General features: G+C 73.1%; 12 protein-coding genes. 10 read left to right on the plus strand and 2 right to left on the minus strand.

Features of this window, described 5'->3' with window-relative positions:
• Positions 1-198 precede the first annotated feature (198 nt).
• Entirely contained in the window at positions 199-1050 is an 852-nt protein-coding gene (locus ACIBTU_RS06110) for an HAD family hydrolase (protein ID WP_399124698.1), read from the minus strand.
• 566 nt (positions 1051-1616) lie between these two features.
• On the opposite strand from ACIBTU_RS06110, the gene ssd reads away from it, so the two are divergent.
• The 7 genes from ssd to ACIBTU_RS06145 all read left to right on the plus strand — a co-directional run bounded on the left by ssd (position 1617) and on the right by ACIBTU_RS06145 (position 6774).
• Entirely contained in the window at positions 1617-2714 is a 1098-nt protein-coding gene (gene ssd, locus ACIBTU_RS06115; protein WP_399124699.1) for a septum site-determining protein Ssd, read from the plus strand.
• A complete protein-coding gene (locus ACIBTU_RS06120; protein WP_399124701.1) occupies positions 2711-3880 on the plus strand; it encodes a TadA family conjugal transfer-associated ATPase in 1170 nt (389 codons plus the stop codon). Before ssd ends, ACIBTU_RS06120 begins: the two co-directional genes overlap by 4 nt.
• Complete coding sequence (locus tag ACIBTU_RS06125; protein ID WP_399124702.1) at positions 3877-4728, plus strand: type II secretion system F family protein; 852 nt, start codon at positions 3877-3879, stop codon at positions 4726-4728. The genes ACIBTU_RS06120 and ACIBTU_RS06125 overlap by 4 nt, the downstream gene beginning before the upstream one ends.
• Before the next feature lie 232 nt (positions 4729-4960).
• Positions 4961-5611 (plus strand): type II secretion system F family protein, encoded by a 651-nt coding sequence (locus ACIBTU_RS06130; protein WP_399124703.1) that lies wholly within the window; start codon positions 4961-4963, stop codon positions 5609-5611.
• 206 nt (positions 5612-5817) lie between these two features.
• On the plus strand, positions 5818-5955 hold the full coding sequence (locus ACIBTU_RS06135; RefSeq protein WP_399124704.1) for a DUF4244 domain-containing protein: 138 nt from the start codon (positions 5818-5820) through the stop codon (positions 5953-5955).
• Positions 5942-6292: a TadE family type IV pilus minor pilin gene (locus ACIBTU_RS06140; RefSeq protein WP_399124705.1), complete on the plus strand. Its 351-nt coding sequence runs from the start codon at positions 5942-5944 to the stop codon at positions 6290-6292. Before ACIBTU_RS06135 ends, ACIBTU_RS06140 begins: the two co-directional genes overlap by 14 nt.
• Positions 6289-6774 carry an Rv3654c family TadE-like protein gene (locus tag ACIBTU_RS06145; protein ID WP_399124706.1) on the plus strand — a complete coding sequence of 162 codons (486 nt, stop codon included), beginning with the start codon at positions 6289-6291 and terminating at the stop codon, positions 6772-6774. Before ACIBTU_RS06140 ends, ACIBTU_RS06145 begins: the two co-directional genes overlap by 4 nt.
• Before the next feature lie 205 nt (positions 6775-6979).
• Here the strand turns inward: ACIBTU_RS06145 and ACIBTU_RS06150 are convergent, their stop codons facing one another.
• Positions 6980-9262 carry a DEAD/DEAH box helicase gene (locus tag ACIBTU_RS06150; protein WP_399124707.1) on the minus strand — a complete coding sequence of 761 codons (2283 nt, stop codon included), beginning with the start codon at positions 9260-9262 and terminating at the stop codon, positions 6980-6982.
• Positions 9263-9551: 289 nt separating this feature from the next.
• Between ACIBTU_RS06150 and bldG the strand changes: the two genes are divergently transcribed.
• The 3 genes from bldG (at position 9552) to ACIBTU_RS06165 (ending at position 13111) form a co-directional block, all read left to right on the plus strand.
• Complete coding sequence (bldG, locus tag ACIBTU_RS06155) at positions 9552-9893, plus strand: anti-sigma factor antagonist BldG (RefSeq protein WP_003975386.1); 342 nt, start codon at positions 9552-9554, stop codon at positions 9891-9893.
• An 80-nt stretch (positions 9894-9973) separates the two neighbouring features.
• Positions 9974-10414, plus strand: coding sequence for an ATP-binding protein (locus ACIBTU_RS06160; protein ID WP_399124708.1), 441 nt, complete (start codon positions 9974-9976; stop codon positions 10412-10414).
• 309 nt (positions 10415-10723) lie between these two features.
• A complete protein-coding gene (locus ACIBTU_RS06165; protein WP_399124710.1) occupies positions 10724-13111 on the plus strand; it encodes a sodium-translocating pyrophosphatase in 2388 nt (795 codons plus the stop codon).
• The last annotated feature ends 166 nt before the right edge of the window (positions 13112-13277 follow it).

Here is a 13277-nt window from a genome sequence, read left to right on the forward strand (position 1 = left end):
CGTCACCTGGTGCGGCTGGCCCGTAATCGACGGGTCGACGTCGCGTGGGTGCCCTGCGTTCATGCTTCGGTCCGTGGGGCCTTGGTTGCGTTTGAAGGTGATCCTCTCGGATGTCCTTGGTCTCGCGGGCCGTTGACTCCTTTGTACTCCACCCCTGAGGAGAGCGGTAGTCCTGGCCGCACTTCTTTACTTTTAGGTTCAAATAGGACGCATTCGGGCGCGGCGCTGGCTGGCGTACCAGACCAGGCCCGCGGTGGCCGCCGCGGCGCCGATCGCGACCGCCGCGGCCACCGCCGGACGGGACGGCGCGGACAGGTGCGGCAGGCGCTGCTTGAGTCGAACCGGCTTGTGGAAGTCGAGGATCGGCCACTCGCGCGCGATCGCCTCGCGGCGCAGCGCGCGGTCCGGATTCACCGCGTACGGGTGTCCGACGGTGCTCAGCATGGGCACGTCCGTCGCCGAGTCGCTGTACGCGTAGCAGCGTGACAGGTCGTACCCCTCGGAGCGGGCGAGCTCCTCGACGGCCTCGGCCTTCGTGGGGCCGTAGGCGTAGTACTCGACCTCGCCCGTGAAGCAGCCGTCGTCGCCGACGACCATGCGCGTGGCCACCACCCGGTCCGCGCCGAGCAGCTCGCCGATCGGCTCGACGACCTCGGCTCCCGACGTCGAGACGATGACGACGTCGCGGCCCGCGGTGTGGTGCTCCTCGATGAGGGACGCGGCCTCGTCGTAGATGATCGGGTCGATCAGATCGTGCAGCGTCTCGGCGACGAGCTCCTTCACCTGCTGCACGTTCCAGCCGCGGCAGAGCGCCGAGAGGTACTCGCGCATCCGCTCCATCTGGTCGTGGTCGGCGCCGCCGGCGAGGAACACGAACTGCGTGTACGCGGTCCGCAGCACGGCCCTCCGGTTGATCAGCCCGCCTTGATAGAACGACTTGCTGAATGTGAGCGTGCTCGACTTCGCAATGACCGTTTTGTCCAGGTCGAAGAACGCCGCCGCGCGAGGCATGGAGTGGGTCAAGGAGGGGTTTTCCACGAGCTCGAGCATAGGCGCCCACCATTCGGCGTAAGCTCGGGCGCGTGGGTTTGCCTGAGAAGGCTCTCGGGTACACCATGGAAGTCACGGATCGTTCGCGACCGTGCTAACCCGGTCTGGCTCCTCCCCCCCCGAGTCGGACCGTGGGGACGACCCCCGCTCTCCCCCCCCGGCGGGGGTCGTCGCATGTCCGGACCCGTTTTTGGGCCCTCTTACTTCCCCGTTCAACCGTGCCGCCCGGCCTCGACGCCGCGAGCGGCACTTCGTCGTTCCGTCACGCTGTGTGACCTTCGGGCTGCTGTGCGGGAGGTTCGGGCCGGATCTCGCGGCGTTCACCTGTTGGGGTGATCGAGATATCCACAAGCGTTCTCGCGTCCACAGGAATTGTCCAAGATCCACACGATTTCCGAGATCGCCGCACGGTGATTCCGCACGCGAAGTTCCGGTTCGGTCCGACGGCCGGTCCGGCATTGCCGAGCTGTGCGGAGCGGCCGGTATCCGGCGCTGCGCCGGCCGGGCTTCGCGGCGGTGCGGATCGCTCGCGGACGCGGGCGGCGCGGAGAGAGGGGGATCGGACCATGACGGGGACGAGTGCGCAGGACCCGGTGCGGGACACTGGGGCGCGGGGGCGGGCGCCGCTCATCGTGACGGAGGACGGACGGCTCCTGGACGACCTGCTGCGGCTGTGCGCGGCCGCCGGGGTGCGGCCGGAGGTCGGACACGGGGCGCCGGGCGGACGCGGGAGCTGGGAGGGCGCGCCGCTCGTCCTGGTCGGGGACGACGCGGCCGACCGGCTGCGCGGAGCGCCCCGCCGGCACGGGGTGGTGCTCGTGGGCCGGGACCAGGACGACCCGGGGGTGTGGCGGCGCGCCGTCGAGATCGGCGCCGACCACGTCCTGATGCTGCCGGACGGCGAGCAGTGGCTGATGGACCGGATCGCGGACGTCGCGGAGGGCGTCGGGCGGCCCGCCCTCACGGTCGGCGTGCTCGGCGGCCGGGGCGGCGCCGGTGCCTCCACCCTGGCCTGCGCGCTCGCCGTGGCGTCCGCGCGGGCCGGGCGGCGCACGCTGCTCGTCGACGCGGACCCGCTGGGTGGCGGGCTCGACGTGCTGCTCGGCGGCGAGGCCGCGGACGGGCTGCGCTGGCCCGCCTTCGCCCAGTCCCGCGGCCGCGTCGGCGCCACCGCCCTGGAGGAGTCCCTGCCCGCGCTGCACGGCCTGCGGCTGCTCAGCTGGGACCGGGGCGATCTGGCGGCGGTGCCCCCGGAGGCCGTGCGCGCGGTGCTCGCCGCGGCGCGGCGCAGGGGAGGCACCGTCGTCGTGGACCTGCCGCGCCGGATCGACGCGGGCTCCGTGGAGGCGCTGGCCCAGCTCGACGTGGGGCTGCTCGTGGTCCCGCCCGAGCTGCGCGCGGTCGCGGCCGCCCGGCGGATGGCGGGCGCCGTCGGCATGGTGCTGCGCGACCTGAGGATCGTCACCGCGCCCGTACGGGGCACGGCCGCGCTCGGCGCCGACGAGACGGCCCGGCTGCTCGGCCTGCCGCTCGCGGGTGAACTGCCCCTGGACAACGGGGTCCTCGCGGGAAAGCCGCCGGGGGTGGGCGGCCCGCTCGGGCGGTTCACGGCGCAGTTCTGGGACCGCGCGGCTGTCGGCTCGGACGCCGGGGGCATGGCATGACCGCCGTGGTCGGGGCCCGCATGCTCGATGGCGTCCGCCAGTGGCTCGCGGAGAACGGGGCGGAGGCCACCCCCGCGCGCGTCGCCGAGGCGCTCCGGGCGCAGGGCCGGATCCTGGGCGACGCCGAGGTGCTCGGCGCGGCCGGCCGGCTCCGCTCCGAGCTGGTGGGCGCGGGCCCGCTGGAGCCGCTCCTCGGCGACCCCGCGGTGACCGACGTCCTGGTGTCGGCGCCCGACCGGGTCTGGGTCGACCGGGGCGGCGGCCTGGAGCCCGCGGGGGTGCGCTTCGAGAGCGCGGCGGACGTGCGCCGGCTGGCCCAGCGGCTCGCCGCGGTCGTGGGGCGCCGCCTCGACGACGCCCGCCCCTGGGTGGACGCGCGCCTGCCCGACGGGACCCGCCTGCACGCCGTGCTGCCGCCGATCGCGGTCGGCTGCACCTGCCTGTCGCTGCGCGTCGTACGGCCGCGGGCCTTCACCGTGGACGAGCTGGTGACGGCGGGCACGGTGCCGCCGGGCGGCGACCGGGTGGTGCGGGCCCTGCTCGACGCCCGCCTCTCCTTCCTGATCAGCGGCGGCACCGGCAGCGGCAAGACGACGCTGCTCAGCGCGCTCCTGGGCCTGGTCGGACCGCAGGAGCGGATCGTCCTCGCCGAGGACTCGGCCGAGCTGCGACCCGACCATCCACACGTGGTGCGCCTGGAGGCCCGGCCGGCCAACCAGGAGGGCGCGGGCGCCGTCGGCCTCGACGACCTGGTCCGCCAGGCCCTGCGGATGCGCCCCGACCGCCTCGTCGTCGGCGAGGTGCGCGGCCCCGAGGTCGTCTCCCTCCTGGCCGCTCTCAACACAGGGCACGAAGGAGGCTCGGGCACGCTGCACGCCAACGCGGCGAGCGACGTCCCCGTCCGCCTTGAAGCGCTCGGCACGGCGGCAGGCCTCGACCGGGCCGCCCTGCACAGCCAACTCGCGGCGGCCGTCTCGGTGATCCTCCACCTCGTACGGGACCGAGGCGGGCGGCGACGGGTCGCGCAGGTCCACGTACTGGAGCGGGACGCGCAGGGCTGGGTGCGGACCGTCTCCGCGCTGGAGTGGGGCGAGCGGGGTTTCGTGCCGGGGCCCGGCTGGGCTCGGCTGCGCGAACTGCTGGGGATGCGCGGTGATCCGACATGAGCGGGGTCGTGGCGGTGGCGCTGCTCGGCGTGCTGAGCGTGGCCTGGGCCGTGCGCGTGCGAGGCGGCGAACTGCGCAGGGCGCGGGCGGTGTTGGGCCCGGGCCCCGAGGTGGGTGGCGCCGCGCCGGTGGTTCGGTGGCCGGGGCTGGTGAGGTGCCGGGCCTGGTTGGGGGCGCGACCCGAGTGGGCGTGCGGGGCGGCCGGGCTGGCCGTCGGGGTGCTCGGGGCCTCGCCGCTGCCCCTGGTGCTGGGGGCCGCCGCGGTGCCCGGGGCGGCGCGGGTGCGCAGGGCGCGGGACGCGCGGCGGGCGGCGGAGCGGCGGGGCGACGCGGTGATCCGGCTGTGCGAGCTGCTGGCCGGCGAGGTGCGCGCGGGGCGGCAGCCCGGAGCGGCGCTCACGGTCGCCGTACGGGAGTCGGGGGCGCCGGGCGGGGCCGCGGTGGTGGCCGCGGCGCGGTTCGGCGGTGACGTTCCCGGGGCGCTGGGCTCGGCGGCCGCGGAACCGGGCGCCGAGGGTCTGTACGGGCTCGCCGCGTGCTGGCGGGTGGCGGTGGACCGGGGCGCGGGCCTCGCCGTCGGGGTCGACCGGCTGGCGGACGCGTTGCGGGCCGAGCGGGATCAACGGGCCGAGCTGAGAGCGCAGTTGGCGGGTCCGTGGTCGACGTCGGTGATGCTCGCCGGGCTGCCCGTGTGCGGGCTGCTGCTCGGCTCGCTGCTCGGGGCCCGCCCGCTGCGGGTGCTGCTGCACACCGGGCCGGGGCTCGGGTGCCTGGTGGTGGGCGGGCTGCTGGAGGCGGCGGGGCTGTGGTGGGCGGTGCGGATCGTGCGCGGGGCGGAACGGGGATGACGGGGTGGTCGGGGTGATCGATGTGTTCGGGGTGTTCAGGGTGTTCATGGTGTCCGGCGGGGCTGGGTCGATGGCGGGAGTTGTCCACAGGCTGGGGGTGGTGCTGTGTGTCGCCGGGTTGAGTGTCTGGGGGGCGTACGGGGTGTGGGGACGGTTGAGGGCGCGGGCGGTACGGCGCCGGGTGCGGGCGGTTCTGGAGGCGGCCCCGGTCGAGGTGCGGGCGCGGTGTCGGATGCGGATGCCGTCGGGGGTGTGGCGGTGGGCGCCGGTGGCCGGGGCGGGGTGTGCCGGGTACGCGCTGGTCGGCGGCGTGGCCGGGATGTTCGTCGGGCTGGTCGTGGCGTCGGGCGTGGGGTGGTGGAGGTCTCGCGGGAAGAGCGCGGGGCCGGCGGCTGTCCCGACGGAGGGGCTCGGTGCGGACGAGCGGGCCGAAGTGGCACGGCAACTGCCGCTTGCCGCCGAGCTGTTGGCGGCCTGCCTGGCGGCCGGGGCGGATCCGGTCGGGGCCGCACGGGCGGTCGGGGAGTCGTTGGGCGGGGCCGTGGGGCGAGGTCTCGCGCGGGGTGCGGCTCAGGTGCGCCTGGGGGGTGAAGCCGCCTCGGCGTGGCGGGAGGTGGCGGTACTGCCCGGTGCGGCCGGCCTCGTGCGGCTCCTGGAGAGGGCCGGGGAGTCCGGGGCGCCCGCGGCGGTGCCGGTGGCCCGGTTCGCCGCGGAGTGCCGAGCCGAGCGGGGCCGGCGTGCGACGACGGCGGCGAGACGGGCGGGGGTGGTCATCACCGCGCCGGTGGGGCTGTGCTTCCTGCCCGCGTTCCTGGCGATCGGCGTACTGCCCGTGGTGATCGGACTGACGGGAGGTGTGCTGGGCGGAGGAGTCGGTCGGTGAGGGGTGCTGAGAGGTGAACGAACGTGATGCGCAAGGGGGTTGTGATGAGCCGTGGATGCGGTGAGTGCAGTGAATGCGGTGGGTGCGGCGGAAGTCATGAGGGTCGTGGAAGCCGCCGGGGAACGCGGGGTGGTGTCGGCGTGCGGGTGCGGGTGCGGGTGCGGCGTTGGGCGCGGGCCGTGCGGACCGCGCGGAAGGACGCCGGGATGGTCAGTGCCGAGTACGCCGTGGGGATTCTCGCGGCCGTGGGCTTCGCCGGGCTGCTCTACAAGGTGATGACGAGCGGGGCCGTGATGTCGGCCCTGGAGGAGCTGGTGGGGAAGGCGCTCAATGGGTCGTTCTGACCGGGGCTTCGTGACGGCGGAGGCGGCGGTGGTGCTGCCCGTGCTCGTGGGGTTCACGCTGGCGCTGGCCTGGGGGCTGCTCGCGGTCTCCGGGCAGATCCGGTGTGTGGACGCGGCGCGGGCCGGTGCCCGCGCCGTGGCCCGGGAGGAGCCCGCGAGCGAGGCACGGGCCGCGGCCCTGGAGGCGGCGCCGCCCGGGGCGCGCGTGGCGGTGAGCCGGGAAGGAGACCTGGTGCGGGTGACGGTGTCGGCCCGGTCGGCGGGGCCGGGTCCGCTCGCCGCGGACCTGAGGGCGGAGGCGGTCGCGGCGGCCGAGGAGACGGTGGGGGCGGCGTGAGGAGGCAGGCGGGAAGAGGGCGGGCCGGACCGTGCGGGCGCCGGACGGGCTCGCGGCTGCGGGCCGATCGTGGGTCGGCGACGGTGTGGGTCGTGGTGGCGATGGCCGCGGTGGGGGCGGTGTTCGGGGTGGTGCTCGCCCTGGGCCAGGCAATTCAGGCCCGCCACCGGGCGGGCGGCGCCGCTGACTTGGCGGCACTGGCTGCGGCGGGGCACTGGATGGAGGGCGGTACCGATGCGTGTGCCCTGGCCGGGCGGGTGGCCGGGGCGCAGGGGGCGAGAGTCGTGAGCTGTGCGGTGCGGGGGGAGGTGGCGGAGGTGGTCGCGGCGGCGGGGCGGGGCCCGTTCGCGGCGGAGTTCCGTTCCAGAGCCGGCCCCTCGGGGCCTCGCCCGGAGGGGCCTTTGGCACCTGTTCCGGGGCCGGAGTCTGAGCCGGACTCGAGCTCCGAGACTTCTCCGGCGCCGGGACCGGTCCCGGAATAAGACTCACGCCTCGGTGCATCTCCGGTGCCGGTACCGGGTCCGGAGCAGGGGCGGCGCCTCGGGACACCTCCGGCGCCGGGGCCCGTCACGGAACCGGACTCGCGCCCCCAGGCTCTGCCGGGACTGGATCCGGGGCCGGGTCAGGAGCAGGGCTCGACGGTCGGTCGGCTCACCGGCGGGCCCTCGGCGTCGGGGGCCGGGCCGGCTAATCCCCCGTAGACACCGCGGGTTGGGGCGCGTCCGGCTGGGTGGGCGCGCCCTGGAGGAGGACGGAGAGGAGGCGGACCGCGCCGCGCTTGTGCAGGGGGTCGTTGCCGTTGCCGCACTTGGGGGACTGGATGCAGGACGGGCAGCCGGCCTCGCACTCGCAGGCGGCGATCGCCTCGCGCGTGGCGGCGAGCCATTCCCGGGCCGTGTGGAAGGCCCGCTCGGCGAAGCCCGCCCCGCCGGGGTGGCCGTCGTAGACGAAGACCGTGGGGAGCAGCGTGTCGGGGTGGAGCGGGATCGAGACGCCGCCGATGTCCCAGCGGTCACAGGTGGCGAAGAGCGGGAGGAGGCCGATGGAGGCGTGTTCGGCGGCGTGCAGGGCGCCGCCGAGGATCTCGGGGTTGATGCGGGCGGCGTCGAGCTGGTCCTCGGTGACCGTCCACCACACCGCGCGGGTGCGCAGGGTGCGGGGAGGGAGGTCGAGTTTGGTCTCGCCGAGCACCTCGCCGGTGATGAGGCGGCGGCGGAGGTAGCCGACGACCTGGTTGGTGACCTCGACCGAGCCGTAGCACAACCGGCCGTCGCCCCACGGGACTTCGACGTCCGTCTCCAGGACTGAGATGGCCGTGGTGTCGCGGGCGGTGGTGGAGTACGTGGGGTTGGCGGGCTCGACGAGGGCGACGTTGTCGTCGAGGTCGAGGCGCTGGACGACGTACGTGCGGCCCTGGTGGAGGTGGACGGCGCCGTCGTGGACGGTGGTGTGCGAGGAGGCCGCGTCGACGGTGCCGAGGAGCCGGCCGGTGCTCGCCTCGACGATCTGCACCGGGTTGCCGCCCCCGCCGCGGATGTCGGCGAGGTCGGCGGCGGACTCGCGGCGCGTCCAGTGCCAGGCCTTCGTGCGCCGCCGGAGCAGCTTCGCGGCCTCCAGCTGCGGGAGCAGCTCGGCGGTGGTGGGGCCGAAGAGGTCCAGGTCCGGTGCGGTGAGCGGGAGTTCGGCCGCCGCGGCGCACAGGTGTGGGGCGAGCACGTACGGGTTGTCGGGGTCGAGGACCGTGGACTCGACGGGCTGGTCGAAGAGGGCCTCGGGGTGGTGGACGAGGTAGGTGTCCAGCGGGTCGTCGCGGGCGACGAGGACGGCGAGGGCGCCCTGCCCGGAGCGTCCGGCGCGGCCGGCCTGCTGCCACAGGGAGGCGCGGGTGCCGGGGTAGCCGGCGATGAGGACGGCGTCCAACCCGGAGACGTCGATGCCGAGTTCGAGGGCGGTGGTGGCGGACAGGCCGAGGAGTTCGCCGGAGTGCAGGGCGGCTTCGAGGGCGCGGCGTTCCTCGGGGAGGTAGCCGCCCCGGTAGGCGGCGACACGCCGGACGAGCGAGCGGTCGACCTCGGCGAGTCGCTCCTGGGCGATGACCGAGATCAGTTCGGCGCCGCGCCGGGACCGTACGAAGGCGACGGAGCGGACGCCCTGGACGGTCAGGTCGGTCAGCAGGTCGGCTGTCTCGGCGGTGGCGGTGCGCCGCACCGGGGCGCCCTTCTCGCCCTGCATCTCGGTGAGCGGCGGCTCCCAGAGGGCGAAGACGAGCTCGCCGCGCGGCGAGGCGTCGTCGGCGACCTCGACGACCGGCAGGCCCGTCAGACGGCCCGCTGAGGCGGCCGGCTCGGCGGAGGTGGCGGAGGCGAGCAGGAAGACGGGTTCGGAGCCGTAGCGGGCGCACAGGCGGCGCAGCCGGCGCAGGACCTGGGCGACGTGCGAGCCGAACACGCCGCGATAGGTGTGGCACTCGTCGACGACGACGTACTTCAGGGCCTTGAGGAAGGAGGACCAGCGGGCGTGGGAGGGCAATATCCCGCGGTGCAGCATGTCGGGGTTGGTCAGGACGTAGTTGGCGTACTGGCGGACCCACTCGCGTTCTTCGAAGGGAGTGTCGCCGTCGTAGACCGCGGGACGGATCGCGTGGCCCAGCGGTTGTGAAAGTTCCTTCACCGACCGGCACTGGTCCGCCGCGAGCGCCTTGGTGGGGGCGAGGTAGAGCGTGGTGGCCCCGCGGCCGTTCGGCGCCTCGGAGCCGTCGAGCAGCCCGGAGAGGACCGGGACCAGGTATGCCAGGGACTTGCCGGAGGCGGTTCCGGTGGCGACGACCACCGACTCGCCGTCGAGGGCGTGCTCCGCCGCGAGCGCCTGGTGGGCCCACGGGTGATCGATTCCGGCCTTCTGCACGGCGGCGACGACCTCGGCGCGGATCCGGTCCGGCCACACGGCATGACGGCCCTCACGAGGGGGCAAGTGCTCCGTATGGGTGATGCGCGCAGCCCTGCTCGGACCCGAGGCGAGCCGCTCCAGGACCGCCCCGGGAGAGGGTCGGGAGCCCGTGGACGCCGCAGGTCGTTCGGGTCGGTGATTCTTGGCCATCGGCTCCGAGTGTGTCACTGGCGTGACGGACAATGTTCCAAGGCGTCGTGCACGCCTGCCGGTAAGTGATTGAATGCCATCGCGGCTGGCGAACCGTCCCGGGGGATCAGGCCGAGGTGTCCCCGAGGGGCGACCGCTCGATTAGCAAGGTGCTGGAGGATCCGTGGACCTGTCCCTGTCGACCCGTACCGTCGGCGATCGTACGGTCGTCGAGGTCGGTGGCGAAATCGATGTGTATACCGCGCCCAAGCTGCGCGAGCAGCTGGTCGAGCTGGTGAACGACGGCAGTTTCCACCTTGTCGTCGACATGGAGGGCGTGGACTTCCTCGACTCCACCGGGCTCGGCGTGCTGGTCGGCGGTCTCAAGCGTGTGCGGGCCCATGAGGGCTCGCTGCGCCTGGTCTGCAACCAGGAGCGCATTCTCAAGATCTTCCGGATCACGGGTCTGACCAAGGTGTTCCCGATCCACACCTCGGTCGAGGAAGCCGTAGCGGCGACCGACTGAGCCGGTCGAGAGAGTCAGGGGACCGGGCGGCCCAGGCCGTCCCGGTCTCCCCGAGCACGCCCGTACTTCGAGGGGGATGCATGGCCACCGTCGAACTTCGCTTCAGTCCTCTTCCCGAGCACGTCAGGACCGCCCGTCTCGTGGCGGCCGCGGTGGCGCGCAGGGCGGGCGTGGACGAGGCGGTGCTCGACGAGGTCAGGCTCGCCGTCGGTGAGGCGTGCAGCCGCGCCGTGGGGCTGCATCAGAGCAGTGGCCTGACGGCGCCGGTGCGCGTGGCTCTCATCGAGGAGGAGAAGCAGTTCTCCATCGAGGTGGGTGACGAGGCGCCGCGGGCCGCGGTGGTCGAGCAGGCGTCCGCGGGCGGTGGTGCGGGCGAGCCGGAGGCGGACGGCGAGGACGACATGGGTCTCGCGGTCATCAGCGGCCTCGTGGACGATGTGGAGGTCACCGCCGACGAGAGCGGCGGTCTCATCCGCATGAGCTGGCCGACCACGCCGGACACGGAGGAGCCGCCCGGCTGACCGGCGGCGACGAAGACAGCAAGCCCTGTTCACCCGCGCGGTGAGCAGGGCTTTCTTTCGTTCTGTAGATCTTTCCCGCCGGCCTTTCGCGTGATCATTTCCGCGATCGTTCCCGTGATCATTTCTGCCGGTCTCTTTCTAGATCGAATTCGCCGATGATCTCGGGAGGGCTCCGATAATGCCTTGGAGGCATTATCGGCTTCCCTTCAGGTCGACGATCTTATCTTTTCCCGCGTACTGTTTTGATCAGGTTCCTCTCCCTACAATCCGTCCACGTCTTGAGCTCAGTCCAAGCGTCAAGGAGGACGAATGGCGGAGCCTTCCATCCCCTCACATCTCGCGGCCGCGGACCTGACGGACGGCAATCGTCTGATCGTGATCGTCATCGCCGTCGTCGCGCTCGCGGCGCTCGCCCTGGCCGGAGTCCTGGTGCGCCAGGTGCTCTCGGCGGGCGAGGGCACGGATTCCATGAAGAAGATCGCCGGTGCGGTCCAGGAAGGCGCGAACGCCTATCTGGGCCGGCAGCTGCGCACCCTGGCCGTGTTCGCGGTCGTCGTCTTCTTCCTTCTCATGCTGCTTCCGGCGGACGACTGGAATCAGCGCGCCGGTCGCTCGGTGTTCTTCCTGATCGGCGCCGTGTTCTCCGCGACCACCGGCTATATCGGAATGTGGCTCGCGGTGCGCAGCAATGTGCGCGTCGCCGCCGCGGCCCGGGAAGCGGCCTCGGGGGAATCCGAAAAGGATCCCACCGTCGCCTCACACAAAGCCATGAAGATCGCTTTCCGTACGGGCGGCGTCGTCGGCATGTTCACCGTGGGGCTCGGTCTGCTCGGTGCCTCCTGCGTCGTGCTGGTCTACGCGGCCGACGCGCCGAAGGTTCTGGAGGGATTCGGGCTCGGGGCCGCGCTGATCGCCATGTTCATGCGTGTCGGCGGCGGCATCTTCACCAAGGCCGCCGACGTCGGCGCCGACCTGGTCGGCAAGATCGAGAAGGGCATCCCGGAGGACGATCCGCGCAATGCCGCGACCATCGCCGACAACGTGGGCGACAACGTCGGAGACTGCGCCGGGATGGCCGCCGACCTCTTCGAGTCGTACGCCGTCACTCTGGTGGCGGCACTGATCCTCGGAAAAGCGGCCTTCGGTGACGCGGGGCTCGCCTTCCCGCTGATCGTGCCCGCGATCGGCGTCGTCACGGCCATGATCGGCATCTTCGCCGTGGCGCCCCGCGCGAGCGACCGGTCCGGGATGAGCGCCATCAACCGGGGCTTCTTCGTCTCGGCCGTCATCTCGCTGGTCCTCGTCGCCGTGGCCGTCTACGCGTACCTGCCGGGCTCGTACGCGGAGCTCGACGGGGCGGTCGGGGAGGTCACCGGCAAGTCCGGCGATCCGCGGATCCTCGCGATCGTCGCCGTGGCCATCGGCATCGTGCTCGCCGCGCTGATTCAGCAGCTCACCGGGTACTTCACCGAGACGACCCGGCGGCCCGTGCGGGACATCGGGAAGGCCTCGCTGACCGGGCCCGCGACCGTGGTGCTCGCCGGCATCTCGATCGGGCTCGAGTCGGCCGTCTACACGGCGGTGCTGATCGGCCTCGGCGTCTACGGCGCGTTCCTGCTCGGCGGCACGTCGATCATGCTGGCGCTGTTCGCCGTGGCGCTGGCCGGGACCGGGCTGCTGACCACGGTCGGCGTCATCGTCGCCATGGACACCTTCGGGCCGGTCTCCGACAACGCGCAGGGCATCGCCGAGATGTCCGGTGACGTCGAGGGCACGGGCGCGCAGGTGCTCACCGACCTGGACGCCGTCGGCAACACGACCAAGGCGATCACCAAGGGCATCGCCATCGCCACGGCCGTGCTCGCCGCGGCCGCGCTGTTCGGCTCGTACCGGGACGCGATCCTCTCGGCGGCCCACGACGTCGGCGAGAAGGTCGGCGACGCCGGGCCGATGAACCTGAACATGGACATCTCGCAGCCCAACAACCTGGTCGGGCTCATCGTCGGCGCCGCCGTCGTGTTCCTGTTCTCGGGGCTCGCGATCAACGCGGTGTCGCGGTCGGCCGGTTCCGTGGTCTACGAGGTGCGGCGGCAGTTCCGCGAGCACCCCGGGATCATGGACTACACGGAGACGCCGGAGTACGGGCGGGTCGTCGACATCTGCACCAAGGACGCCCTGCGCGAACTCGCCACGCCCGGGCTGCTCGCCGTCATGGCGCCGATCGCGGTCGGCTTCACGCTCGGCGTCGGCGCGCTCGGCGCGTATCTCGCGGGCGCCATCGGGACGGGCACGCTGATGGCCGTCTTCCTGGCCAACTCGGGTGGCGCCTGGGACAACGCGAAGAAGCTCGTCGAGGACGGCCACCACGGCGGCAAGGGCAGCGAGGCCCACGCCGCCACGGTCATCGGCGACACGGTCGGCGACCCGTTCAAGGACACGGCGGGCCCGGCGATCAACCCGCTCCTGAAGGTCATGAACCTCGTCTCGCTGCTCATCGCGCCCGCGATCGTCAAGTTCAGCTTCGGGGACGACGCGAGCGTCGGCGTACGGGTCGTGATCGCGGTGCTGGCACTCGCCGTCATCGTCGGCGCGGTCTACGTCTCCAAGCGGCGCGGCATCGCGGTCGACGACGACACTGACGACGCCGGACCGGCCACGAAGCAGGCGGATCCGGCCGATCCGGCGGTGGTGCCGTAATGCCCTTGGGCAGTGGTGCCGTAACACCCTCGGAGCATGTCGAGGACGGCGCCTGAGCGGTCAACACGGAGGCGGGCGGCCCGGATTGACGGGTCGTCCGCCTCACGCGTGTCCCGGGTTTGCCGGTTCGTGTCCCGTGAGCCTTCTCTCCCTTGATGCAAATGGC

The organism is Streptomyces sp. NPDC050145 (assembly GCF_044460245.1).
GTDB lineage: Bacteria > Actinomycetota > Actinomycetes > Streptomycetales > Streptomycetaceae > Streptomyces.

Coding starts and splice junctions, on each gene's coding strand:
- ACIBTU_RS06140 (WP_399124705.1), top strand. CDS start 5,942: ATGGGTCGTTCTGACCGGGGCTTCGTGACGGCGGAGGCGGCGGTGGTG.
- ACIBTU_RS06110 (WP_399124698.1), bottom strand. CDS start 1,050: ATGCTCGAGCTCGTGGAAAACCCCTCCTTGACCCACTCCATGCCTCGC.
- ACIBTU_RS06130 (WP_399124703.1), top strand. CDS start 4,961: ATGCGGATGCCGTCGGGGGTGTGGCGGTGGGCGCCGGTGGCCGGGGCG.
- ACIBTU_RS06165 (WP_399124710.1), top strand. CDS start 10,724: ATGGCGGAGCCTTCCATCCCCTCACATCTCGCGGCCGCGGACCTGACG.
- ssd (WP_399124699.1), top strand. CDS start 1,617: ATGACGGGGACGAGTGCGCAGGACCCGGTGCGGGACACTGGGGCGCGG.
- ACIBTU_RS06120 (WP_399124701.1), top strand. CDS start 2,711: ATGACCGCCGTGGTCGGGGCCCGCATGCTCGATGGCGTCCGCCAGTGG.
- ACIBTU_RS06160 (WP_399124708.1), top strand. CDS start 9,974: ATGGCCACCGTCGAACTTCGCTTCAGTCCTCTTCCCGAGCACGTCAGG.
- ACIBTU_RS06135 (WP_399124704.1), top strand. CDS start 5,818: ATGGTCAGTGCCGAGTACGCCGTGGGGATTCTCGCGGCCGTGGGCTTC.
- ACIBTU_RS06125 (WP_399124702.1), top strand. CDS start 3,877: ATGAGCGGGGTCGTGGCGGTGGCGCTGCTCGGCGTGCTGAGCGTGGCC.